This is a genomic window from Streptomyces sp. SLBN-31, from assembly GCF_006715395.1.
Taxonomy (GTDB): Bacteria; Actinomycetota; Actinomycetes; order Streptomycetales; family Streptomycetaceae; genus Streptomyces.
Map to the genome: position 1 here is coordinate 1,267,899 of NZ_VFNC01000002.1, position 23,463 is coordinate 1,291,361.

Genomic DNA, 23,463 nt, shown 5'->3' on the forward strand with positions numbered 1-23,463 from the left:
CTCAGCCGGCCCGGCCGGTCGCGAGCCGGCGCGCCCGCTCCGCCTCCCGCCTGAGCGCCCACGCGTCCGCGACCGTTCCCAGGTGCCCCAGCTTGTCGGGGTTGATCACCGAGCGGATCGTCCGGACCCGTCCGTCGAGGACGTCGAGCGCCATGACGCTGACCACCCTGCCGTCCCGGTCCCGGAAGAGCGCGCCCGGCCGGCCGTTGACCTGCCGCCGCTCCAGTACCACACCGACGCTGCCGATCTGCGGCGCGAACTCGGCGAGGACGCGGGCCACGTGCTCGGCGCCGATGACCGCGTTGGCCAGCTGCGGCGCCTTGCCGCCGCCGTCGCCCGCCATGTGCACGTCGGCGGCGAGGAGTTCGCGCAGCGCGTCGACGTCGCCCTCGCGGAAGGCGTCGAAGAACCGCCCGGCGAGCTCCTCGCGCTCCTTGCGGCCGGCCTCGAACCGGGGCAGTCCGGCGTCCATGTGCCGACGGGCCCGTACGGCGAGCTGGCGGCACGCCGCCTGGGAGCGGCCCACGGCCGAGGCGATGTCCGGGAAGCCGAACCCGAAGACCTCCCGCAGCACGAAGACGGCCCGCTCCAGCGGCGTCAGCCGTTCCAGCAGCAACAGGGCGGCCATGGACAGCGAGTCGGACAGTTCGGCGGAGCGCTCCGGGTCCTCGTAGGGGTCGGCGAGCAGCGGCTCGGGGAACCAGGCGCCGGCGTACTCCTCCCGCCGTACCCGGGCCGAACGCAGGACGTCGACGCAGATCCGGGTGACCACGGCCGAGAGGTAGGCCTTGATGGAGGTGGGCCGGGTCGGGGCGGCCTGCCAGCGCAGCCAGGCCTCCTGGAGCGCGTCCTCCGCCTCGCTCACGCTGCCGAGCATGCGGTAGGCGATCGAGAACAGCAGCGGCCGCAGCTCCTCGAACTCCTCGGTGCGGGTCACACCAGCTCCTCCTTGAAGCCCTGGCGCCAGGACGGGTGGCGCAGCTGCCAGCCCAGCTCCCGTTTGGCCTTGGAGTTGGAGAAGCCGCGCCCCTGCGTCATCATGATCACCGCCTGGTCGCCGGCCAGCAGCCGGGCCAGCCACACGGGCACCCGGCGCGGCGGCTTGGCTCCGGCGCACTCGGCGAGGTGGGGCAGCCAGTCGTTCGCCGGGGCCGGCTCGTCGTCGACGATGTTGAACACGCCGGCCGCCTTCTGCTCCACGGCCAGCACCGTGGCGCTCGCGGCGTCGTCGAGGTGGATCCAGGAGCTGTGTCCCGCGGCATCGCCGACCAGCGGATACTGCCGCTTGCGCACCAGCACGACCTGGTCGTCGATGGCACCGGGCCCGTAGAAGGCGCCGTAGCGCAGCACCGCGCCGCCGTACGCGAGGACCGCCTCCTCGGCGTGCCGCATCGCCTCCATGCCGGTCTGGGCGGCGGTGCCCTCCAGCAGGTCCAGCGGGTCCTCCTCGGTCTTCACCCAGCCGTCACGCCGGATGCCGTTCCAGCTCGCGTAGCCCTGCGCGACGACGTGCGGGACGCCGGTCGCCTGGGCCGCGGCCAGCAGGTGGTCCGTGCCCTCGGTGCGCAGCCGGTTGGTCTTGGCGAACCAGCGGTCGGGGTGCTTCAGATCCGGCTTGCCCGCGTGCGCCACGGAGATCGCGGTCATCTGGTGCACGATCACGTCCGGCCGCGCCTGGGCGACCGCCTCGCCGACCGAGGCCGCGTCGAGCCCGTCCATCACGACACCCTGCGCGCCCAGCCGCTGCAGCAGCCCCAGCTTGGCCGCGCCGGTCGTCGTGGCCGTCACCTGATGTCCCCTGGCCACGAGCTGCGGCACCAGCCGCCGCCCGAGCACCCCGGATCCGCCTGCCACGAACACCCGCACGATGATCACCTTCCCGGTCCCCGAATCAGTTCTCACCGTCAGGACGAGACAGACACCCGCGTCTGTGACATGGGAGGGAGATCGGCGCGAGTACGGGTGGCGTGCGTCAGGACGGGGCCAGCACGCAGAACTCGTGGTCCTCCGGATCGGCCAGGCAGGTCCAGGGGACGTCGCCCTGGCCGAGGTCGAGGTCGGTGGCTCCGAGGGCCCGCAGCCGGCCCACCTCGGCCTCCTTGTCGTCACCGGGGCGGGGCAGCAGGTCGAGATGGACGCGGTCCGGCACGGTCTTCGCGTCCGGGGTGCGCAGGAATTCGAGATACGGGCCGGTGCCCTCGGCGGAGCGCCAGACCGCGCGGTCGTCGGCCACCTCGTGCAGGGTCCAGTCCAGCGCCTCGCCCCAGAACCGGGCCATGGCCCGGGGGTCGGCGCAGTCGACCACGATCGCGGCGATCGGGCCGGTGTCCCGGTAGACGTCCCGGGGCTCCAGCACACAGAACTCGTTGCCCTCGACGTCCGCGAGGACCGTCCACGGCACCCTGCCCTGGCCCACGTCGACGGGCGTCGCCCCCAGGGCCTTCACGCGCTCGACCAGCTCCGCCCGGTGGGCCTCGGAGGTGGTGGCGAGATCGAGGTGCACACGGTTCTTCGCCGTCGTCCCGGGGTAGGGGACGGGAACCGCGTCGATGCCCACGTAGACGGGGTCGGGCCAGATCAGCCCTCCGGCGGGGCCGACGTAGGTGGTCACACCGGGGTGGTACGCGCTCCAGCCGAGCGCCTGCGCCCAGAACCGGCCCACGGCCACGGGGTCGAGAGCCTTGATGTTCACCTGAACGGGTTGCACTGCCATGCCGGTGATCCTATGCACCGGCCACGTGGGCTCAGACCGCTCCGGGGCCCATGCCGCCCTTGAGGCGTTCCAGGTCGGACGGGCGGACCTGGATGGCGAGGACGGCGACCAGGGCGGCGACGACGGTGAAGATCGCCGCCGTGACGAAGGCGGCGGAGATGCCGGCCGTGAGGACCTCGTCGGACCAGGGGGGCGGGAGTTTGCCGGTGTTCCGGAAACGGAGGCGCTCGGCGGGGGTGGCCTGCGCCAGGAAGCCGGCGACCTGCTTGTGGGCCTCGTTGGTGCTGGCCGTGCCGAACATGGTGACCAGGATGGACAGGCCGAGCGAACCGCCCACCTGCTGGGTGGCGTTGAGGAGCCCTGAGGCCGCACCGGTCTCCCGGACGGAGACGTCGGAGAGCGCCATGAGGGTGAGCGAGACGAACTCCATGCCCATGCCCAGACCGAAGACACAGATCGGGCCGAGGATGCTGCCGGCGTACGTCGAGTCGACGTCGGTCAGGGTCAGCCAGGCCAGCCCCGCTGCCGCGAGCACGGCCCCCACCACCATGAACGGCTTGGGGCCGAACCTCGGCAGGAACCGGGAGGCGAGCGCCGCGCCGACCGCGATCACCGCGCTGACCGGCAGGAAGGCGAGCCCGGCCTGCAACGGGCTGAAGCCCAGCACGTCCTGGACGAAGAGCGTCAGGAAGAAGAACATGCCGAAGATCGCGGCCGCGAGGCTCAGCATGATGCCGTAGGTGCCGGCGCGGTTGCGGTCGGCGAACATGTGCAGCGGGGTGATCGGCTGGTCGGAGCGCCGCTCGATCAGGACGAACGCCGCCAGGACGACGACGGCGGCACCGAACGAGGCCAGCGTGAACGCGTCCCGCCAGCCCTCCTGCGCGGCCCTGATGAAGCCGTACACCAGCAGCACCATGCCGAGCGTGGAGGTCAGCGCGCCGGCGATGTCGAAGTGGCCGGGGTGGCGTTCGGACTCCCTGATCCAGCGGGGTGCGGCGAGGGCTATCAGCACTCCGATGGGCACGTTGACGAAGAGCACCCACCGCCAGTTGAGCCACTCGACGATCATCCCGCCCGCCAGCAGTCCGATCGCGCCGCCGCCGGAGGAGACCGCCGCGAAGACGCCGAAGGCACGGTTGCGTTCGGGGCCCTCGCGGAAGGTCGTGCTGATCAGGGCGAGCGAGGTCGGGGAGGCGATGGCCCCGCCGACGCCCTGCAGGGCGCGTGCGGCGAGGAGTTCACCGGAGTTCTGGGCGAGTCCGCCGAGCAGGGAGGCGAGCGCGAACAGCAGCACCCCGAAGATGAACATGCGGCGCCTGCCGAGGATGTCGCCGGTGCGCCCGCCGAGCAGCAACAGCCCGCCGAAGGTGAGCGTGTAGGCGTTGACCACCCAGGACAGGCTGGTGGTGGAGAAGTCCAGGGCGCTCTGGATGTGCGGCAGCGCGATGTTCACGATGGTGATGTCGAGCACCACCATGAGCTGGCAGGACGCGATGACCAGCAGCGCCATGCCGTTTCCGCCGCCGCCCGATTCCCGGGTGGTGGCCTGTGCTGCGGAGGTCGGCTGGGGGCTGCTGCTCATGGTGCGCTTGCTCTCGGTGAACGACGGCGTTCAATGTCCGACCGTACGCCCCCGCCGTACGCCTCACCACTCGGTCACGTGCCGGCCGTCAGTCCCGGGTTTTGCCGGTCATGGCGAACTCGTCGGCCTCGGGGAGGTCGAAGTCCCCGTGGTCGCTGCCGAGCCCCTGGGCGACCAGTGCCGCCGCGGCGCTGCCGAGAACAGCGGCCTCTCGGGGGGTGCGGCCCAGGCCGACTCCGCGCAGGAAGCCGGCCGAGAACGCGTCGCCGCAGCCGGTGGTGTCCACGACGTCCACCTCGAAGGCCGGGACCGGTTCGGTGCCGTCGGCGGTCACCAGGAGCGCGCCGTCGCCGCCGCGGGTGACGGCGACGAGCCCGGCCCCGGCGGCCAGGAACTTCTTCGCGCCGGTCACCAGGTCCTCCTCCTCGCTGAAGCCGAGGACCTGGTCGTCGTTGGGGAGCAGGTAGTCGACGTACTTGAGGAGCGGCTCGATCTGGTCGTAGGTGCCCAGTGCGCCGGGGGCCAGGAGGTCGACGGAGGTGACCACGTCGTGTTCCCGGGCGAAGTGCAGGATGCGCGCCGCGACGTCGGCACCGATCAGTTCGGGGCCGCCCAGGTGCAGATGGGTGGCTTCGGCGACGGCGTCCCAGGGGACGTCGTCGAGGCCGTAGGTGACGTTGGCGCCGAGCAGGTGGAGGGAGGGCCGGTCGCCGTTGGGGCGGATCGGCAGGACGGTGGCGGAGGTGGAGGTGTCGATACGGCGGACCAGCAACTCCGTGTCGATTCCCGCCCCGTTCAGCAGCTGGACGAGCATGTCGCCGGTCGGATCGGTGCCGATCGCCCCGGTGGTGCGGACTCCGGCGCCGAGTTTGGCGAGGGTGAGCGCGGTGCCGGCGGCCGTACCGGCGGCGGTCATCCGGATGTCGTCGACGAGGGTGGCGCCCTGGCCCTCGGGTATCTCCTCCACCGGACGTACCAGCACGTCCAGCACGTGCACACCCATCGTCACGACCTGCTGTGCCTTCATCGGGTTCCCTCCTGCGCGGGTGGTACGGGGTGGGTGGTGCCGTAGTCGCGGGCGATCGCTGCCTCGATGACCGCGAGTTGCCGCTGTTCGTCGAGGACGCGCGGGGTGCCGAGCGCGGCGGCGCGCTGGTAGACGCCGCACGCCCACTCCAGCAGCAGGGCGTGCTCGACGGCCTTGTCGAGGGTGGGCGCGTGGGTGAGTGCGCCGTGGTTGGCCATGAGGGCGGCGCTGCGGCCCTCCAGCGCGGCGAGGACCGACTCGGCGAGTTCCGGGGTGCCGAAGGTGGCGTACGGTGCGACCCGTACGGTGCCGCCGAGGCTGAGCAACTGATAGTGCACGCAGGGCAGTTCGTCGAGGACGAGGGAGAGTGCGGTGGCCATGGGCGCGTGGGTGTGGACGACCGCGCCGGTGCCGTAGCGCCGGTAGACGCCGAGGTGCAGGTCCAGTTCGGAGGTCGGCCGGAGGGTACCGGCCACGACCTTGCCGTCGAGGTCGACCACGGTGACCTGGTCCGGGGTGAGTTCGGCGAGCACGGCTCCGGTCGCGGTGACGGCGACCCGGTCCCCCACGCGCACGCTGACGTTCCCGGCGGTGCCGATGAGCAGCCCCTCGGCGCCCAGGCGGCGGCAGGCGTCCGCGACGGCGCTCCGCTCCGGCTGAAGTGCCGAGCTTGAGTCGGTCATGGGCGCGACCGTAACCTAAACATGAAACAAAGTCACGTTCAGGTTCGGAGGTTGTTCCGTGGGTGAGCCGACCACGCGTCCGGGTGGGGCCGCTCCCCTGCGGCGCACCCCTCAACAGGCGCGCAGCAGGGCCCGGTTGGCGCGGGTGCTGGAGACGGCGGAGCAGATCCTGATCAGGGACGGGGTGGAGGCCCTGACGACGACCCGGGTGGCCGCGGCGGCGCGGGTCTCGGTCGGCTCGCTGTACCAGTACCTGCCCGATCGTGACGCGATCATCGACGCGCTCGCGGCCGGTTACTTCGCCAAGCTGGAGGCCGCCATGGACGGTCTCGTCGATGCCGCGGCGGCCGAGCGCTGGGAGGATCCGGTCGGCATGCTCGTCGACGCCTTCGCCGGGATCTACCGCAGCGAACACGGTTTCAGGGCGCTGTGGTTCGGCAGCGGTCTGACCGAGCGGACCCGGACCGCCGACCGCGACCACAAGCGCCGGATGGCCGACGGGATCCGCCGTGTCCTGCTGGCCCTCGGTCTCGCCCGGGACGACGAGGCCCTGGCTCGCGCCTGCCACTGCGCGGTCCTGGCGGCCGACGCCCTCGCCCAGGAGGCCTTCCGCCGCGAGCCGCTCGGGGACGCGGAGCTACTGGAGGAGGCCAAGGTGATGCTGCGCGGCTACCTCGCCGCGGTCACGGCCCGCTATCGCGGCTAGGGCTGTCGCTTGGGATCAGGTCGGCTGCGGGGGACGGTGCCTTGCGGCCGAGCCGAGCGGGGAGGCCGGCCAAGGAAGGGCGCCGACAAGAACCTGGACGCCGCACGGCTGGCCGTGGCGGGCGACTCCGTCGGCGGCAACATGAGCGCCGCGCTGACCCTGATGGCCAAGCAGCGCGGGGACGTCCCGCTGGTGCAGCAGGTGCTGTTCTACCCGGTCACCGACGCGAGCTTCGACACCGCCTCCTACCACCAGTTCGCCACCGGCTACTTCCTGCGCCGGGACGCCATGCAGTGGTTCTGGGACCAGTACACCACCGACGCGGCGGAACGGGCACAGATCACCGCCTCCCCGCTGCGCGCCTCCACCGAGCAACTGGCCGGACTGCCCCCGGCGCTGGTCATCACCGGCGAGGCCGACGTACTGCGCGACGAGGGCGAGGCCTACGCGAACAAGCTGCGCCAGGCCGGCGTCCCCGTCACCGCCGTGCGCTACCAGGGCATCATCCACGACTTCGTGATGCTCAACGCCCTGCGCGAGACACACGCCGCCGAAGCCGCCATCAACCAGGCCGTCGCCACCCTGCGCACGGCCCTGCACACCAACTGAACCGGGAGACAGCGGACATGACCACCACCCCCACCGCCCTTCTCGTGCACGGCGCCTTCGCCGACGCCGGCAGCTGGGCCGGTGTCGTCGCGGAGCTGCAGAACCACGGCATCCCCGTGATCCCCCCGCCGAACCCGCTGCGCGGGCTGGCCTCCGACGCCGCGTACATCGCCTCGCTCGCCGCACAGATCGACGGTCCCGTCGTCCTCGTCGGGCACTCCTACGGCGGCGCGGTCATCACGGTGGCCGGTGCCGCCGAGAACGTCGTCGGCCTGGTCTACATCGCGGGCCTACGTTCCCGAACAGGGCGAGAGCCTCGGCGAGTCGCAGGGGCGCTTCCCGCTCTCGCCGCTGGTGAGCAACCTCAAGGAGTGGACGTACCCGGTCGAGGGCGGGCGGACGGCCGTCGAGGTCACCATCCAGGCCGAGGCGTTCCCCGGCATCTTCGCCGCCGACGTGCCCGCTCCGGTGACCAAGACCCTGGCGGTGTCCCAACGGCCCCTAGCCACCTCGGTGTTCGACGAGCCGGCGGCGGCCGCCGCATGGCAGACCAAGCCGTCGTGGGCGCTCGTCGCGGGGGCGGACGAGGCGATCAACCCGGAGGTGGAGCGCTTCGGCGCGAAGCGGGCGGGCGCGACGACTCGCGAGCTGGAGGGCGCCTCACACGCCGTCGCCGTCTCCCGGCCCAAGGAGGTCGCCGACCTGATCCGCGACGCGGTACGCGCGACGAGCTGACGCGGCCCGGCGTTGAGCCCCCGCGGCGGATCCGAAGCGGCCCGGGCCCGGGCCGTCAGGGCTCGCGGTACAGCGTGGTGAGGAGTTCGATCGCCGCGGGGGTGGCCGGGTGCGGGTCGTCGCGCCACCAGGCGAGGCGTACGGCGACGGGCTCGGCGTCGCGGACGGGGCGGTAGACCACGCCGGGCCGTGGGTACTGGTGGGCGGTCGACTCCGCCGTCATGCCGACCCGGCGGCCGCCGGCGATGACGTTGAGCCAGTCGTCGACGTCGTGGGTCTCCTCGGTGGCCGGGCGGGCGTCGGGCGGCCACAGGTCGGGGGTCGTGGTACCGGTCCGCCGGTCGACGAGAAGGGTGCGGTCGGCGAGGTCCGCGAGGCGCACCGAGCGGCGCCTGGCCAGCGGGTCGTCGGAGGACAGGGCGCACAGCCGGCGTTCCAGGCCGACGATGGCACTGTCGAAGCGCCGGTCCTCCCCCAGCGGCCTGCGCACCACCGCGAGGTCGCAGACGCCCTCCGCGAGACCGGCGGTGGCGGAGTTGACGCGGATCAGCTGCAGGCCGGTCTCCGGGTGGGCCCGGGCCCACTGCCGCTGGAAGACGGGGGTGTGCCGGCCGAGTGCCGACCAGGCGTAGCCGACCCGCAGTTCGGCACGGTCCGAGGTCGCCGCGTGGACCATGTCCGACACCTCCGCGAGGACCCGACGGGCGTGCCGGAGCACGCGCTGCCCGGCCACGGTCGGCGTGACCGTTCGGGAGGTCCGCCGCAACAGCCTTACGCCCAGCACCCGTTCGAGCGAGGCCAGGGTCCGGGACACGGCCGCCTGGGAGACGCCGAGGGCGATGGCCGCGTCGGTGAAGGTGCCCTCGTCGACGATGGCCACGAGGCAGCGCAGCTGTCGTATCTCCACATCCATGACTCAAGCGTATAGATCGACGGCCAGACGCATTTTGCGCATGGGCGGCAGGGTCCGACGATCGGGGCATGCGTCTGGTCCGTACGCCCGCTCCCGCGCCCGTGCCCCCGGTAGCCGCGCCCGTTGCCCCGGCCGCGCGATCCGCCGGGCCGAGTCCGGCAGGCGTGGTCGCGATGGTCGGCAGTGGCCTGTCCAACCAGACCGGCGCCGCGATCGGTTCCCTCGCCTTTCCCGTGCTCGGGCCCGTCGGGGTCGTGGCGGTACGCCAGTACGTCGCCGCGATCGTGCTGCTGGCGGTGGGCCGGCCCCGGCTGCGGACGTTCACCTGGCGGCAGTGGCGGCCCGTGCTGGCGCTGGCCGTGGTCTTCGGCACGATGAATCTCTCCCTGTACAGCGCCGTCGGCCGAATCGGCCTCGGCCTCGCGGTGACCCTGGAGTTCCTCGGCCCCCTCACCATCGCCCTGGCCGCCGCCCGGCGCCGGGCGGACGCCTGCTGCGCGGCGATCGCCGCCGCGGGTGTCGTCACGCTGATGCGGCCGCGGCCCTCCACGGACTACGTCGGCATGGGCCTGGGTCTGCTGGCGGCCGCCTGCTGGGCCTCGTACATCCTCCTCAACCGCACCGTCGGCCGGCGGCTGCCCGGCGCCCAGGGCTCGGCCGCCGCGGCCGGTGTCTCGGCCCTGCTGTTCCTGCCGGTCGGCGTGGCCGTCGTGCTCCGGCATCCGCCGGCCGCCACTGCGCTGGCCTGCGCCGTGGCGGCCGGTGTGCTCTCCTCGGCGGTGCCCTTTCTGGCCGACCTGTTCACCCTGCGCCGGGTCCCCGCACCCGCGTTCGGCCTGTTCATGAGCGTCAATCCGGTCCTCGCGGCGGCCGTGGGCCGGGTGGGGCTCGGCCAGCGCCTGGGCTGGGCCGAGTGGGCGGGCATCGGCGCGGTCGTCGTCGCCAACGCCCTGAGCATCCTCGGCGCGGGGCGTTCCGGAAGCGGTGGCGTCAGGCGCCGGTGAGGACGACGAGTTGCCGGGTGGCCCGGGTCATCGCGACGTAGTGGTCGACCGCTCCTTCGATGCCGTCGCCGAAGTCCTGCGGGTCGACGAGGACGACCAGGTCGAATTCCAGGCCCTTCGACAGCTCCGGTGTCAGGGACCGGACACGGGCCGTCGCCCGGAACCCGGGGTGGCCGATGACGCAGGCGATGCCTTCGGCGTGCGCGGCGAGCCAGCCGTCGAGGACCGGGTCGAGGTCTGCGAGGGAGCCGTGGACGACCGGGATGCCGGCGCTGCGGATGGAGGTCGGCACGTTGGCGTCCGGGAGCACTGCCCGGATGACCGGCTCGGCCTCGGCCATCACCTCCCCGGGAGTGCGGTAGTTGATGTTCAGCGACGCCAGTTCGATCCGGTCGAGCCCGATCCTCTCCAGCCGTTCCCGCCACGACTCGGCGAAGCCGTGCCGGGCCTGGGCGCGGTCCCCGACGATGGTGAAGCTGCGCGAGGGACAGCGCAGCAGCAGCATCTGCCACTCCGCGTCGGTCAACTCCTGGGCCTCGTCCACGACGATGTGCGCGAACGGACCGGCGATGAGATCCGGTTCGGCGGTGGGCAGTTCGGCCTCGTCGACCAGGCTGACCCGGGCGTCCTCGCCGCGCAGCATCCGCACCAGGCCCTCACCGTCGTCGCCGTCGGAACCGGAGTCCGCCGCGGCCTGGATCAGGTTGTCGACGACCTGCTCCATGCGCTCGCGCTGGGCGGCCAGGATCGCCTCGCCGCGGTGCTCGCGGCGTGCCGACTCCGGGTCGCCGAGGCGCTGCCGCGCCGCGTCCAGGAAGGGCAGGTCGGACACCGTCCAGGCCTGCGGGGACTCCTTCCGCTGCAGCCTGCGGACCTCCTCGGGGCCGAGCCAGGGGGCGCACCGGCGCAGGTAGGCGGGGACCGACCAGAGGTCCGCGACGAGGTCCGCCGCCTCGACCAGCGGCCAGGCTCGGTCGAACGCTGCACGCAGTTCCCGGTTCTGCCGCAACGACCGGTGCAGCAGGTCGGGCGGGACATCCTCGCCGTCATGCTTGTCCGCCAGGATCGTCAGCAGTTCGCGCCAGACCTGCTCGCGGGCCTCGTTGTGCGGGGTGCCGGGCTCCGCCGCCTCGAACGCCTCCGCCCAGTCGTCGGGGCTCAGCCGGACGTCGGACCAGTGGGTCTCGACGGTCATTCCCCGGGTCGGGAGCTCCTCGTAGAAGCGGACGGCCGCCTCGACCGCGCCCACCAGTTCCGCGGACGCCTTGAGGCGGGCCACCTCGGGGTCGTTCTCCACGGCCGCCGTCGCGCCCTCGGCGACGAGGTCCCGCAGGACACAGGTCCGCACGCCCTCCTCGCCGAGGCTGGGCAGGACGTCGGAGACGTAGGCCAGGTAGGGCCGGTGCGGGCCGACGAACAGGACGCCGCCCCTGCGGTGGGAAAGGCGGGGGTCGGAGTACAGCAGGTAGGCGGAGCGGTGCAGGGCGACCACGGTCTTCCCGGTGCCGGGCCCGCCGTCCACGACGAGGGCGCCGCGGGAGCCCGCCCGGATGATGGCGTCCTGGTCGGCCTGGATGGAGCCGAGGACGTCCCGCATCCGGTCCGATCGGTTGGTGCCGAGGCTGGCGATGAAGGCGGACTGGTCGTCGAGCGCGGCGTGCCCGGCGAACGCGTCGGGGGTGAACACCTCGTCCCAGTAGTCGCTGATCCGGCCGCCGGTCCAGCGATACCTGCGGCGGCTGGCCAGCCCCATCGGCCGGGCGTGGGTGGCGCCGAAGAACGGTTCGGCGGCGGGCGAGCGCCAGTCCACCAGCAGCCGGCGCCCGGTGCTGTCCGTGAGGCCGAGCCGTCCGACGTAGACGGGCTCGGTGTCGTCCGCGCCGACCATGCGGCCGAGGCACAGGTCGAGGCCGAAGCGGCGCAGGGCGCGCAGCCGGGCGGTCAGCCGGTGGATCTCGGCGTCCCGGTCCATCGCCTGCCGGCCCAGGCCGCCGGGCGCCCTGCGTTCGGCGTCGAGGCGGTCGGACAGTTCGGCGATGGTCTCGTCGAGGCACGCGGCGATCGCCGCGAAGTGCTGCTCGTCATCGGCGATCAGCGCTGGGTCGGCTTTCGCGACCAGACGGTCGGACAGGGCGAACGCACTGGCGGTCGCGGGGTTCACGGCAAGGGCTCCGATCTGGAGGGTTACGGCGATGGACGCGCGGGATGGGACCGGGAGCGCCGCGTGAGGTGGCCCCCCGGGGGCGTCACCGGCCTGGTCGCCGGGGTGTGCGGTTGTCGAGTGCCGGGCTCCGGACCGGCCGTCGCCTGGTGTGCCAGGCCCCAGTCCGGCGATCACGCGAGGTGCCGTTCCGCTCAGCCGAACGAGTCGGCCAGCAGCTTTGTGGCGGTGGCCGCTCCCTCGGTGCGGACAGTGCCGGCCACGGTGGCCGCTCGTTCGCGGCCTCCGGGGTCAAGGCCGTCTTGAGGACGGCCGAGAGGCGCGTGCCTACGGGCCGAACGGCACCGCCGCCATCGGCTGGGCGACCCCGCGCGATCCATACGTCGACCACACCACACGCACTACGCGACTCCCCCTTTCCGCAGGTCCTGGCCTCAGGCCGACGATTGTGCGGCATGACGGGGGCCTTGCCGCAAGCCCCCCGGTGCGCTATAAGTTGAGAGTGGCAAGGAGTGGACGAACTCCTTGCCTTCGTCGTTTCCGCGGGTCCTTCGGGGTCCGCGTCGAGGGCGGCACCTCAGCCCGTCGCGCGTCGTTCCAGCCCCTCGCCCGCAATGAGGCGGGGCCAGGACTCCCCACGCGGTCCTGGCTCCGGCCCTCGTCCGCCCCGTACGTCCGGCGCGCTGATCACAGGATGCGCGGACGCCCACCGGTCTGTCGTTGGCACACGGTCCACACCTACTTGGCGCACGGTCCACGGCGCAGTTCGCTCGGCGGGACGCCGTACGCCGTGCGGAAGGTCCGGGTGAACTCCGCGGCCCGGGGAAAGCCCCAGCGGGCGGCGACGGCGTGGATCGGCAGGGCCCGCAGCGCCGGATCGCTGAGGTCCCGGCGGGCGTTCGCCAGCCGCTGGTCGCGGATGTACGCGGCGACGGTGGTGCCCTCGGCCTGGAAGAGCCGGTACAGGTAGCTGCGCGAGATGTGGTGGGCCGCAGCGACGCGGGCGGGGGTCAGTTCGTGGTCGGCGAGGTGGCGGCGGATGAACGCCTTGATGCGCAGGGTCAGCGTCCGCGCGTGCGTCTCGGGCGGCACCCGGCGCTCGGCGTCGAGGGCGTGGGCGAAGACGGCGGTGATGAGGTCGGCGACGACGGTGCCGAGCCGCGGCGCGTCGGACGGCCCGTAGGAGGCGGTGTCCGAGACCAACTGGACGAGGAACTGCGCCAGTAGTGCTCCGATGCCCTCGCGGCTGGAGATGCGGCTGCCGATGATCCGGTCCGCCCGGTCCCCGGGCAGCGCCACGAGGGCCCGCGGTATCTCGACGCCGATCATGCTGACCGGTTCGCTCCCGGTGTGGATCTCGTACGACCGTGAGGAGCTGTTGGCGTGGATGTCGTCGCTGCGGTAGGCGAGCTGCTCCCGGCCCCAACTGGCCGCTCCCTCGCCCCGTCTGAGGAGGGAGAGGTGGAAGACCTCGGGGTCGGAGCACCGTATGAGCTTCGGTGTGCGGCGGAACACGAGGTGGTCGAAGGTCGCCGGCCACACGGTCACGTCGCCCAGGCTGATCACGCGCTGCGTTCCGCGGTAGTCCGCCGCACGGTCGCTGGCCAGATCCATGGGCGCGTGGGTGCGGCCGAGACGCTCGGTCCAGGCCTCGAAACGGTCGGCCGCCGGAAGGTCCAGAGTCCGCAGAACCGATTCGTCCAACACGGCCGTAGTCAACCACAGGCGCACCGGCCCGGAAAAAATGCGGCTGACAGTCCGGGGCGGATGACGCTACGCTCGCCCGCGATGACGACTTCCTCCGTTCACAGATTGGGGGCCCCGTCCGCGCAAGGTGAGTGCTGATGGCCACTCACATCGCGAACGGCGATTCCCGCCTCTCCCTCTGGCTGCGCGTGCGCGAGTACGCCGTGCCGCCCTCCATGATCGAGACCGCGACCGCCCGGCGCCTCGCCGGGGACTGGGCGGGCGCCTGCGCCGCCGCACGGGTCGACGTCGACCTCGATCCGCGTTCCGTGACGCGTGGCCACGGCCGTGAGCTGGCGGCCCGAGTACGGGACGACCTACGGCATCTGGCCCCAGATCTGCTGCGCTGGCACATGCCGCGGATCGCCCCCGACGGACTGCTGAGGCCCGGGCTGACCGTCGGTCTGGCCCGGTACACCGCCGAGGGCCGTGACGGCCCCTACCCGGTGCACCTGGTCGCCCGGACCCCGCCCGCCTGGGCCGATGCCGGCCAGCGGATCGCTCTGGCGGTGTGGGACGGGTCGCGGTCCGCGACGGTCGCCTGCCCGCATCCACACCCCCATCCGCGCTTCCGAATGGACCTGCACCGGCACCTGTGGGACGCGCGCAGGGCGGGTGAGCTGCGGGTCCGTTCGGGGGCCGACCGGCCGGCGGGCACAGCTGACTGTGCGCTGCCGCGGTCGGCGCCGAACGGGCACCGGTGTGCCATGGACCGTTGGGCGGCCGAGGCGCGGCTCGTGCTGCGGGCCGACGAGCGGGCCACCGCACCCGGTGTCGTGGTGCGGCTGGGCCGACGCTACCGGCTGCTCGTCGACCCGCTCGGCGGCACTCCGGTACAACTCCGCACGGATGGAGACGGGTTGCCGGTCCTGCCCGACGCCGCGACCTGGGTTCCGCCCGACCTGGAACTGCTGCGCGCCGGTGCGATCGACGCCGGCCGGCTGCACCCGCTGGTCGCGGCCGCGCTGGCACCCGCTCGCGCCTCGGCCGGGCCCCCTCGGGCCCCCGAGCGGGCGGACCGGCCCCACCTCGTCGACTGCCGGGGAGAGGTCCACCGGATCGGCCAGGTCGACGGGGTGCTCACCGCACTCGACCACCGAGCGGACGAGATCCGGCGCGAGGAACTGCTGGCCGCCCTGACCGGCACCCCGCTGCCCTGTCTGCAGGCCATCGACCGGGCGCACCGTCGGCCCGACTGCCTCACCGGGGTCCGCGAACGCCTTGACCACGGCGACACCGCCGGCGCGCTGGCCGTCGTGGAAGGGCTGCTGGGGCCGGGAGCGGTGCTGCGGGACGGGCCGTTGCGGGAGGAATTGGAGGCGGCCGCCCAACGGCGCATCGCCTACGGCCTGTTCCGGAACGGACTGGCCGGCCCGGCCCCGGGCCGAGTCCTGCCGGGCACACCCCGACCACCCTCCTGGCGCGGACGCCCCCGCCACGGCGCCGTCCGCTGACCCGACGCCCAGCCACCGGCACGTCCGCCGAACCCACGCCACGGCAGCACCGTCCGCCGAACCCCCACCCCGCCACCGCCCCTTTCCACCCACACAACCCCCAAGGTGATCACCCATGCCCATGCGCTCCTCGTCCGTCCTGCCCCGCATGTCCGCCGACGACCCCCAACTCGACGTCGCCGACGCGCTGTTGACGCTTCTGCGTGACGCCTCCACCGAACCCCGCCCCGACATCCAGCTGGAGGCGCTCACCCTTGCCGTGGCCGCGGATCTGCCCGTGCTGCTGTGGGGCGAGCCGGGTATCGGGAAGACCGCCGCGCTGACTCAGCTGGCCGCGGCCCTCGACCTTCCGCTGACCACGGTGATCGCCAGCGTGCACGAGCCGTCGGACTTCTCCGGGCTGCCCATCGTCGGCGACGACCCGGCCGAGCAGGGCGTCCCGATGGCCCCGCCGGACTGGGCGGTGCGCCTGGTGCGGGCCGGCCGCGGGCTGCTGTTCCTGGACGAGCTGTCCACCGCGCCGCCGGCCGTCCAGGCCGCCCTGCTCCGGCTGGTGCTGGAGCGGCGTATCGGGGCCCTGCGGCTGCCGCCCGGCGTGCGGATCGTGGCCGCAGCCAACCCGCGCTCCTCGGCGGCCGACGGCTGGGAGTTGAGCCCGCCGCTGGCCAACCGGTTCGTGCACCTGCAGTGGACCCACGACCACGAGGTCGTCGTACGCGGCCTGGGCGGGACCTGGCCCCGGGCCACCCTGCCGCGGCTCGACCCGCACGGGCTGCCGGAGGCCGTGGACTTCGCGCGTCGGGCGGTCTGCGGGCTGCTGACCGCCCGTCCGGCCCTGGTGCACCGGCTGCCCAGCAGTGAGACCCGCCGGGGCGGCCCCTGGCCCTCACCACGGAGCTGGGAGATGACGCTGCGTCTGATCGCCTTCGCGACCGCGGCCGGCTCCTCCCGAGACGTGCTGTCGCTGCTGGTCAGAGGGACGGTGGGAGACGGTCCGGGGCTGGAACTGCTGGCGAGCGTGGACCGGATGGACCTCCCGGACCCCGAGGACCTGCTCGCCGATCCGGCCGCCGCCGTCCTGCCCGAGCGGGGGGATCTGCGCCAGGCCGCCCTGGACGGTGTGGTGGCCGCGGTCCGCGCCCGCCCGGACAAGTCCCGCTGGGACGCGGCCTGGGAGCTGCTCGTGCGGGCGGTGCGGACCGGTGCCCCTGACCTGGTGGTCGTACCCGCGAGCACGCTGGCCTCGCTGCGTCGGGAGGACTGGGACGTACCGGCGTCCATCGAGGAACTCGCCGGAGTGGTGTCCCTGTCCCGGCGCGCGGACGAGGCGGCCGCCAGGGTGGCCCGATGAGCGGGGAAGCGCCGGGGGCCCTGGACGAGGCCAAGCTCTTCACCGCCCGCCTGCAGGCCGCCCGCGCCCGCCCCTATCTGGCCACGGCCCTGTTCGCCCTGCACACCGTCGCGTCCCGGACGGTGCCGACGATGGCCGTCGACCGGCACTGGCGCTGCTACGTCTCACCCGGGTTCGTGGACCGCACGCCGGTCGAGGAGTTGGCCGGAGTGTGGGTGCACGAGGTGTCCCACCTGCTGCGCGAGCACCACCGGCGCAGCGACCGGGTCGCGAGGGAGCGCGGGCTCACCGGTCCGGCCGAACGGCTGCGGATGAACATCGCCGCGGACTTCGAGATCAACGACGACGTGTACGGCGACGGGCTGCCCCGGCCCGAGGGCGCCGTCCATCCCGGGATCCTCCAACTGCCCACGGGGCAGCTGATGGAGGACTATCTGCGTCAGTTCCGGCTCGGCCCGCACACCGACGGCCTGGCCTGGCTGGACTGCGGCAGCGGCGTCGACGGGCGGGAGCGGGAGTGGGACCTGGGCCCGGAAGGCGCGCACGGACTGAGCGAGCAGGAGCGGGACGCCGTCCGCTTCCGGGTGGCGCAGGGCATCAAGGGCCGCCCCGGCCACGCCCCAGAGCAGTGGCGGCGGTGGGCGGAGGAGGCGTTCCACCCGCCGCAGCCGTGGCGGGAGTTGCTGGGGGCGGCGGTGCGCTCGGCGGCGACCGCACCGGGTGCGGGCGAGGACTACTCCTACGGTCGTCCGGCGCGGCGCTCGGCGGGACTGTCCGGCGTGGTGCTGCCCGCTCTGCGGCGCCGGCCGCCCCGCGTGTGCGTGGTCATCGACACCTCCGGCTCGGTCAGCGACGCCGAACTGGGCAGCGCGCTGCTGGAGGTCGCCGCGATCTCCCGTGCCGTGGGCGGCCGTCGGGACCTGGTCACCGTCGTGCCGTGCGATGCGGCGGCGCGGGTCGCGCACCCCCTGTGCCGCGCGGAGGGCATCCCGCTGCTCGGCGGCGGTGGTACGGATCTGCGCACCGGCTTCGCCAAGGCGCTGCGGACGCGTCCGGGCCCCGATGTAGTCGTGGTCCTGACCGACGGGCAGACCCCCTGGCCCGAGGAGCGGCCGGCCTGCCGGACGGTGGTGGGCCTGTTCCCCCGTCCGGACGACTCCTGGGACGAGGACGATCCGGAGTACGTGCCGGACACCCCGCCGACGTGGGCCCGCGTGGTCCACATCGGTCCCGGGTGAGGCCGCCGCGGCGCCGCACGGACCTCAGGCCGGCGACCGTGCGATACGCACAGATGCCCTGTGCGGATCTCACGGTCGGCCGGTGACAGACGATCGATGACCGCGACCGGGGGCTCTGCCATCGTGAGGGGTGAGAGGCGCCGAGAGGGCCGAAGCGTACGCCGCCGGCCCGTCAGGAGGCTGCCGTGGACAAGCGGTACGAGGTGTACTGCCTCACCGACCCGCACTTCTGCGACGCGCCGCACCACGGCCGCTCCGGGCGGCCGCTTTCGACGGGCCGACCGCCCTCTCCGTCGGACGCCGCCCGGTCAGTCGTCGTACGGCCCGTGGCCGTCGCAGCAGCCGTCTCTTCGCATCAGCCGTCCCAGTCCGAGCCAGTCGTCCTCGGCGGCCGCCGTCCGCCGGGCCGTGGGTTCGAACGCGGCGACCAACTCCTCGGTGGTGCAGGGCACCCCGCCGCGGAGCACGGCGACGGTGCGCACGAGGGTGGCGAAGTCCGTGAACGGGTCGCCGTCGACGACGGTGAGGTCGGCGAGCCTGCCCTCCTCGACGGTGCCGAGCTCGTCGTCCAGGCCGAAGAGACGGGCGGGCAGGACGGTGGCCGTGCGCAGGGTCTGGGCCGGGGACAGCCCGCCCCGGTGCAGGGCGCGCAGGCCGAGGTGCAGGGCGAGGCCGACGGGGACGAGCGGCTGGTCGGTGCCGAGGGCGACGAGTCCGCCGGCGGCGAGGATGCGCCGGTAGATGTCCGTCTCGGTGCGCACGGTGGCCAGCTGGGCCGCGGTGGGCGGGACGCCGGCCGACTGCTTGACGGCCGCGGTGTCCCACGGGGGCATCACCACGGTGACCCGAGGGTCGTCGGCGAGGCCGGGGTCGGCGCCGAGGAGGGGAGCGGCGCTGAAGGGGGTGGCGATCAACGAGAAGTCCACGCCCCGCTGGGTGTAGATCTCCACGACGTCCTGATAGGCGCGCCCGGAGGCGGTGACGGCGTGCCCGAACTCAGCTCGCTGTGTGGCCTGCAGATGGGTCGTCAGGTCCTGTCCGAGCTGGACGCCGGGCGAGAGCAGATGCCCTCCGGTGCGCACGCCGAGCTGTTCGTGGGCGAAGCGGGCCGCCTCCCGCATCACCCAACCCGGAGCGCGGACGTACGTCTTGACGAAGTCCCAGTCCAGCGCGGCACCTCGCGCCAGCGAGCGGCGCAGTCCCGCGCGGGTGCGGTGGGCGCGGCCCATGCTGTAGGCGACGCGGGCTCCGTCGAGGAGTTCGCCGGTGGCCAGCAGGCGGGGCCCGGCGAGCTGTCCCGCGGCCACCGCCTCGCGGATGCGGGCCTGTTCGTAGGCGAATCCGCCGAGGGAGACGGCGGTGGTGATGCCGTAGGTGAGCTGGCCGACGGTCTGGCGGCCGCCGTAGGTGCTCTGCCAGGGGTGGGTGTGGGTGTCCCAGAGGCCGGGCAGGACGGTGCGGTCGGAGGCGTCGACGCGGCGGAGGGCGGCCCGGCGTCCGGAGCGGTGCGGCTCGACCGCCGTGATCCGTCCGCCGCTGACCACGATGTCGACGTCGTCGCGGGTCGTCTCGCCGGTGCCGTCCCACAGCCGTCCGGCGTGCACGACCAGGTCCGGCGGAGTGGGTCTGTGGGCGTCGAGGGGCACGCGGACGGTGTGCGCCGGCCCGCCGTCGACGCCGATGAGGCGCAGCCGGTCACCGGAGAGGTAGAGCAGGGTGGCGGAGTCGGCGGACCAGGAGGGGTGGTCGGCGGGTTCGTCGGTAAGCGTGCGCAAGTCGCCGCGTGGGGTGCCGTCGGGGTCGACGGGCAGCAGGCACAGCGCGGACTCGACGATCACCGCCAGCATGCGGCCGTCGGGCGACCAGACGGGCCCGGAGTCGTACCGGTCGGCGATCGAGGTGTGGGGTGCCACGGCGTGCAGGCGGGCGGCGCCGGTGGTGGTGTCGACGATCCGGACCAGGTTGTAGCCCTCCCGGAAGCGGGCGTTGAGCCGGTTGCGGTCGCACAGGGCGAGGTGGCGGCCGTCCGGCGACCAGCTGGGGCGGCCGGGCAGCCCGCCGCCGCCGAGCGGCGCGGCCAGGGCGCGCTCCTCGCCGGACGCCAGGTCGCGGACGAGCAGCTTGCCGGTCATGTCGAGGCAGGCGAGCCGCCGTCCGTCGGGCGACAGCGCCGGATGCACCCGCCCGCCGGTGGCCAGCGCGGTCTCCTCGCCGGTGGCGAGGTCGTGGCGGTAGACGCCGAGGAGTCCGTCCCGGTCGTCGGCGTAGACGAGCGAGTGCCCGTCGGGGGCCCAGGAGGGACCGAGCAGATAGCGGGTGACGTCCGCCTTGTGCAGTCGCCGGGGCGGACGACCGCCCGAACTGTCGGCCAGCCACAGCGAGTTGAGGGCGGCGAAGGCGATCCGGCGGCCGTCGGGAGAGAGGGCGGGCAGGTGGATGCCGCGCACCGGCCGGGTGCGGGCCTGCCCGAGGTCGTACTTCTTGACCCGGTAGCGCGGCCGGCGCACGGGCAGCACGCCCTCGAACGGCACGGTCCGCGGTTGTCCGGGGCTGTCCGGTCGTACGAGGGTGAAGGCGCCGTCGAGGGTCATGAGCAGTTCGCCCTCGCTCGTCCAGCGCGGGGGCACCGGGGCGATGTCACCGGTGACGGGGACCGCGCGGCCCTCGACGACGAGGGTGCAGGAGCCGTTCGGGGCGGCGGTGGTCCGCAGGTGGGCCAGGCGGCCGTCGGCGGCGACGGCCGGCGTCATGACCTGGACGGCCTCCGTCTCGGTGTACCGGACGGTGACGGCGCCGGTGCCGTCGGCGGGCACGGCGGCGATGGTGCGGGCCTCCACGGTCAGGCCGAGGGAGGTGGTGACGGTCCTCGCGCGGACGAACAGGATGTGGGCGCCGTCCGGTGTCCAGGTGGGGTCGAAGTCCTCCCACGGGGTGTCCTGCAGCGGGCCCTGCTGTCCGGGCAGGCCCGTGACGCGTGTGATGCGGCCGGTGCGCAGGTCGAGGACGTGGATGCGGTACGGGCCGCCGTCGACGGGGTCGCCGCCGCGTTCGGAGGCGAAGACGAGGCGGGTGCCGTCGGGCGACCAGGCGGGGCCGCGGTCGTCCCAGGGCCCGTCGGTGCGCCGGCGCAGCTCGGAGCCGTCGGGGCGTACGGTCCACAGGTGGAAGCCGCCGTCCCGGTAGGCGCACAGGGCGATGGTCCGGCCGTCCGGGGAGTGGGTCGGCCGGCCCGGTTCCAGGTCGGGCGGCGTCAGGGGGCGGGCGGTGCCGCCGGCGCGGGGCATTGACCACAGGGTGCCCTGCACCTCGGCGACCAGGTGGTCGCCGGCGGGGGCGAGGGTGGCCGCGCCGTTGGTGGCACGGGTGAAGGTCAGGGAGGCGACGTCGGTGCGCTGTCGTGCCGCGACCGCCGGGGCCGCCCCCATGAGGGGCAACGTGCCTGCGGCGGCGAGGAGTTGACGGCGGGTCGGACGGAAGGTGGGGCTCCAGTCACGGTCCATGGGACCCCACACTGGTGCATCGCCCGCCCCGGATTCAATCGACGGCACACGTCAGGACACCGAAAGTGAAGGATCGATCTTGCTACAAAGGAGGTTGCGGTGACCTGTTCCGACCGGAATCCGCCGTACGACAGCCACCGCGCGGAAGGCCGAACATGATCGACATCGCCAAGGAGTACCGCGTCGGGCTGCCGGCGTGGATCGACGAGGAGCTGGCCGACGTACCGGCCGTCGTCCCGGGCCGTGAGGAGCGTATGCGGCTGGTGCACCGGCTTGCCGACCGCAACTGGCGTGCGGGCGACGGCGGTCCGTTCGCGGCGCTCGTCGCCGAGCGGGACACCGGCCGGATCGTCTCGGTCGGCGTCAACGTCGTCCTCGCCTCCGGTGTCTCAAGCGCGCACGCCGAGGTCCTCGCGCTCGGTCTGGCCCAGCGGGCGACGGGCAGCTGGGACCTCGGCGGCGAAGGGCTCCCGGCGCACGAACTGGTCGTCAACTGGCGCCCCTGCGTGCAGTGTTACGGAGCCGCCCTGTGGTCCGGCGTGCGGGGTCTGGTGATCGCCGGCGCCGGACCGGAGCTGGAGGAGCTCACCACGTTCGACGAGGGACCGCTGCGCACGGACTGGGCCGAGCAGTTCGAGGAGCGGGGTATCGAGGTCGTGGGTGACGTGCTGCGCGAGGAGGCCCTGACGGTGTTCCGCGCCTACCGGGAGGCCGTCGACGCCGGGGACATCGTCGTCTACAACGCGCGCGGGGGCTCCAAGTAGGCGTGGGTCAGCGGGCGTCGGTGGCGGGGAGGGCCAGGAACTCGGACAGTCCGGTCAGCAGCCGGTCGACGTCCTCGGTGTCGTTGTAGGGCGCGAGTCCGACGCGCAGCCCGCCGGTGTCGCCGAGGCCGAGCCGACGGGAGGCCTCGATCGCGTAGAAGGAGCCCGAAGGGGCGTGGACCGCGCGTTCGGCGAGGAAGCGGTAGGCGTCGGCGGTGCTGTGGTGCGCGAAGGTCAGCAGCAGGGTGGGGGTGCGGTCGGTGGCCCGGGAGTGAACGGTGACGCCCTCCAGCGCCGACAGGCCCTTGTCGAGCCGCTCGCGCAGGACTCGCTCGTGCTCTTCGAGCGCCGCGAAGGAGGTGGCCAGGCGTTCGCGGCGGCTTCCCGTGGCACTGCTGTCGAGTTCGGCGAGGAAGTCGACGGCCGCGCGGGTTCCGGCGAGGAACTCGTAGGGCAGGGTGCCCAGTTCGAAGCGCTCCGGGACGGTGTCGGTGGACGGCAGCAGCTTGTCCGGGTGCAGGGTCTCGAGCAACTCCGGCCGGGCGGCGAGCACTCCGAGGTGCGGGCCGAGGAACTTGTACGGCGAGCAGACGTAGAAGTCGGCACCGAGCCGCTCCAGGTCGACGCGCGCGTGGGCGGTGTGGTGGACGCCGTCGACGTAGGTCAGTGCGCCCGTCTCGCGCGCCAGCCGGGCGATGTCGGCCACGGCGGGGCGCGTTCCGATGAGGTTGGAGGCGGCGGTGACGGCGACCAGCCGGGTGCGCTCGGACAGTACGGCCCGGACGTGGTCCACGGTCAGCTCCCCGGTCGCGGGGTCGAAGTCGGCCCAGCGCACGGTGGCCCCGGCCCGGGCGGCGGCCTGCGCCCAGGGGCGGATGTTGGCGTCGTGGTCGAGCCGGGTGACGACCACCTCGTCGCCGGGCTGCCAGGTGCTGGCGAGGGTGCGGGAGAAGTCGTACGTGAGCTGGGTGGCGCTGCGCCCGAAGACGATCCCGGACTCGTGTGCGCCGAGCAGGTCGGCCATGGCCTGCCGGGCCCCGGTGACGATGGCGTCGGCGTTGCGCTCCCCCACCGTCACCTGTCCCCGGTTCGACAGGGGATTCGCCAGGGCGTCCGCGATGGCCCGGATGACGGGTTCGGGCGTCTGGGTGCCGCCGGGGCCGTCGAAGTGGGCGGTTCCCGCGGCCAGGGCCGGGAACCGGGAGCGCAGTGCGCTGATGTCGTAGGTCACGTGGTGCTCCTGTGGGTGCCGAGGGCCGTCTGTCCGACACCTC

General features: G+C 73.5%; 18 protein-coding genes and 2 pseudogenes. 9 read left to right on the forward strand and 11 right to left on the reverse strand.

Annotated features, from left to right (window positions below; genetic code table 11):
* Window position 1 precedes the first annotated feature (1 nt).
* The 6 genes from FBY22_RS25775 to FBY22_RS25800 form a co-directional block, all read right to left on the reverse strand.
* Window positions 2-937: an RNA polymerase sigma-70 factor gene (locus FBY22_RS25775; RefSeq protein WP_142149777.1), complete on the reverse strand. Its 936-nt coding sequence runs from the start codon at window positions 935-937 to the stop codon at window positions 2-4.
* Window positions 934-1,875 (reverse strand): NAD(P)-dependent oxidoreductase, encoded by a 942-nt coding sequence (locus FBY22_RS25780; RefSeq protein WP_222127837.1) that lies wholly within the window; start codon window positions 1,873-1,875, stop codon window positions 934-936. Before FBY22_RS25780 ends, FBY22_RS25775 begins: the two co-directional genes overlap by 4 nt.
* Window positions 1,876-1,972: 97 nt before the next feature.
* A complete protein-coding gene (locus FBY22_RS25785) occupies window positions 1,973-2,713 on the reverse strand; it encodes a VOC family protein (RefSeq protein ID WP_142149779.1) in 741 nt (246 codons plus the stop codon).
* 31 nt (window positions 2,714-2,744) lie between these two features.
* On the reverse strand, window positions 2,745-4,298 hold the full coding sequence (locus tag FBY22_RS25790) for an MFS transporter (RefSeq protein ID WP_260845134.1): 1,554 nt from the start codon (window positions 4,296-4,298) through the stop codon (window positions 2,745-2,747).
* 88 nt (window positions 4,299-4,386) lie between these two features.
* Window positions 4,387-5,325 carry a carbohydrate kinase family protein gene (locus tag FBY22_RS25795; RefSeq protein ID WP_142149781.1) on the reverse strand — a complete coding sequence of 313 codons (939 nt, stop codon included), beginning with the start codon at window positions 5,323-5,325 and terminating at the stop codon, window positions 4,387-4,389.
* The gene (locus FBY22_RS25800) at window positions 5,322-6,008 is read right to left on the reverse strand and encodes a class II aldolase/adducin family protein (RefSeq protein ID WP_142149783.1); all 687 of its coding nucleotides are present in this window, start codon (window positions 6,006-6,008) and stop codon (window positions 5,322-5,324) included. The genes FBY22_RS25795 and FBY22_RS25800 overlap by 4 nt, the downstream gene beginning before the upstream one ends.
* A 58-nt stretch (window positions 6,009-6,066) precedes the next feature.
* On the opposite strand from FBY22_RS25800, the gene FBY22_RS25805 reads away from it, so the two are divergent.
* The 4 genes and pseudogenes from FBY22_RS25805 (at window position 6,067) to FBY22_RS46055 (ending at window position 8,058) form a co-directional block, all read left to right on the forward strand.
* The gene (locus FBY22_RS25805) at window positions 6,067-6,714 is read left to right on the forward strand and encodes a TetR family transcriptional regulator (protein WP_142149785.1); all 648 of its coding nucleotides are present in this window, start codon (window positions 6,067-6,069) and stop codon (window positions 6,712-6,714) included.
* A 75-nt stretch (window positions 6,715-6,789) separates the two neighbouring features.
* A pseudogene (locus FBY22_RS25810) lies at window positions 6,790-7,323 on the forward strand (alpha/beta hydrolase); the annotation flags it as partial.
* A 17-nt stretch (window positions 7,324-7,340) separates the two neighbouring features.
* Window positions 7,341-7,637 (forward strand): annotated as a pseudogene (locus tag FBY22_RS46050) (alpha/beta fold hydrolase); the annotation flags it as partial.
* A gap of 172 nt (window positions 7,638-7,809) precedes the next feature.
* Complete coding sequence (locus FBY22_RS46055; protein ID WP_399212548.1) at window positions 7,810-8,058, forward strand: alpha/beta fold hydrolase; 249 nt, start codon at window positions 7,810-7,812, stop codon at window positions 8,056-8,058.
* A gap of 55 nt (window positions 8,059-8,113) precedes the next feature.
* On the opposite strand, the gene FBY22_RS25820 is transcribed toward FBY22_RS46055, so the two are convergent.
* Window positions 8,114-8,971 (reverse strand): LysR family transcriptional regulator, encoded by an 858-nt coding sequence (locus FBY22_RS25820; protein ID WP_142149787.1) that lies wholly within the window; start codon window positions 8,969-8,971, stop codon window positions 8,114-8,116.
* Window positions 8,972-9,039: 68 nt separating this feature from the next.
* Between FBY22_RS25820 and FBY22_RS25825 the strand changes: the two genes are divergently transcribed.
* Window positions 9,040-9,975 carry an EamA family transporter gene (locus FBY22_RS25825; protein WP_142149789.1) on the forward strand — a complete coding sequence of 312 codons (936 nt, stop codon included), beginning with the start codon at window positions 9,040-9,042 and terminating at the stop codon, window positions 9,973-9,975.
* Here FBY22_RS25825 and helR read toward each other — a convergent pair.
* Window positions 9,962-12,136: an RNA polymerase recycling motor ATPase HelR gene (gene helR / locus FBY22_RS25830; RefSeq protein WP_142149791.1), complete on the reverse strand. Its 2,175-nt coding sequence runs from the start codon at window positions 12,134-12,136 to the stop codon at window positions 9,962-9,964. The genes FBY22_RS25825 and helR overlap by 14 nt on opposite strands.
* A gap of 738 nt (window positions 12,137-12,874) precedes the next feature.
* A complete protein-coding gene (locus FBY22_RS25835; RefSeq protein WP_142149793.1) occupies window positions 12,875-13,843 on the reverse strand; it encodes a helix-turn-helix domain-containing protein in 969 nt (322 codons plus the stop codon).
* Between the two features lie 137 nt (window positions 13,844-13,980).
* Between FBY22_RS25835 and FBY22_RS25840 the strand changes: the two genes are divergently transcribed.
* The 3 genes from FBY22_RS25840 (at window position 13,981) to FBY22_RS25850 (ending at window position 17,925) form a co-directional block, all read left to right on the forward strand.
* Window positions 13,981-15,336, forward strand: a complete 1,356-nt coding sequence (locus tag FBY22_RS25840; protein WP_142149795.1) for a hypothetical protein — start codon at window positions 13,981-13,983, stop codon at window positions 15,334-15,336.
* 115 nt (window positions 15,337-15,451) lie between these two features.
* Window positions 15,452-16,687 carry an AAA family ATPase gene (locus FBY22_RS25845; RefSeq protein WP_142149797.1) on the forward strand — a complete coding sequence of 412 codons (1,236 nt, stop codon included), beginning with the start codon at window positions 15,452-15,454 and terminating at the stop codon, window positions 16,685-16,687.
* A complete protein-coding gene (locus FBY22_RS25850) occupies window positions 16,684-17,925 on the forward strand; it encodes a DUF2201 family putative metallopeptidase (RefSeq protein ID WP_142149799.1) in 1,242 nt (413 codons plus the stop codon). Before FBY22_RS25845 ends, FBY22_RS25850 begins: the two co-directional genes overlap by 4 nt.
* Window positions 17,926-18,233: 308 nt before the next feature.
* On the opposite strand, the gene FBY22_RS25855 is transcribed toward FBY22_RS25850, so the two are convergent.
* Window positions 18,234-21,425: an amidohydrolase family protein gene (locus tag FBY22_RS25855; RefSeq protein ID WP_142149801.1), complete on the reverse strand. Its 3,192-nt coding sequence runs from the start codon at window positions 21,423-21,425 to the stop codon at window positions 18,234-18,236.
* 155 nt (window positions 21,426-21,580) lie between these two features.
* On the opposite strand from FBY22_RS25855, the gene FBY22_RS25860 reads away from it, so the two are divergent.
* Window positions 21,581-22,189: a nucleoside deaminase gene (locus FBY22_RS25860; RefSeq protein WP_142149804.1), complete on the forward strand. Its 609-nt coding sequence runs from the start codon at window positions 21,581-21,583 to the stop codon at window positions 22,187-22,189.
* 7 nt (window positions 22,190-22,196) lie between these two features.
* Here the strand turns inward: FBY22_RS25860 and FBY22_RS25865 are convergent, their stop codons facing one another.
* Window positions 22,197-23,420, reverse strand: coding sequence for a cysteine desulfurase-like protein (locus tag FBY22_RS25865; protein ID WP_142149806.1), 1,224 nt, complete (start codon window positions 23,418-23,420; stop codon window positions 22,197-22,199).
* Window positions 23,421-23,463: the final 43 nt, after the last annotated feature.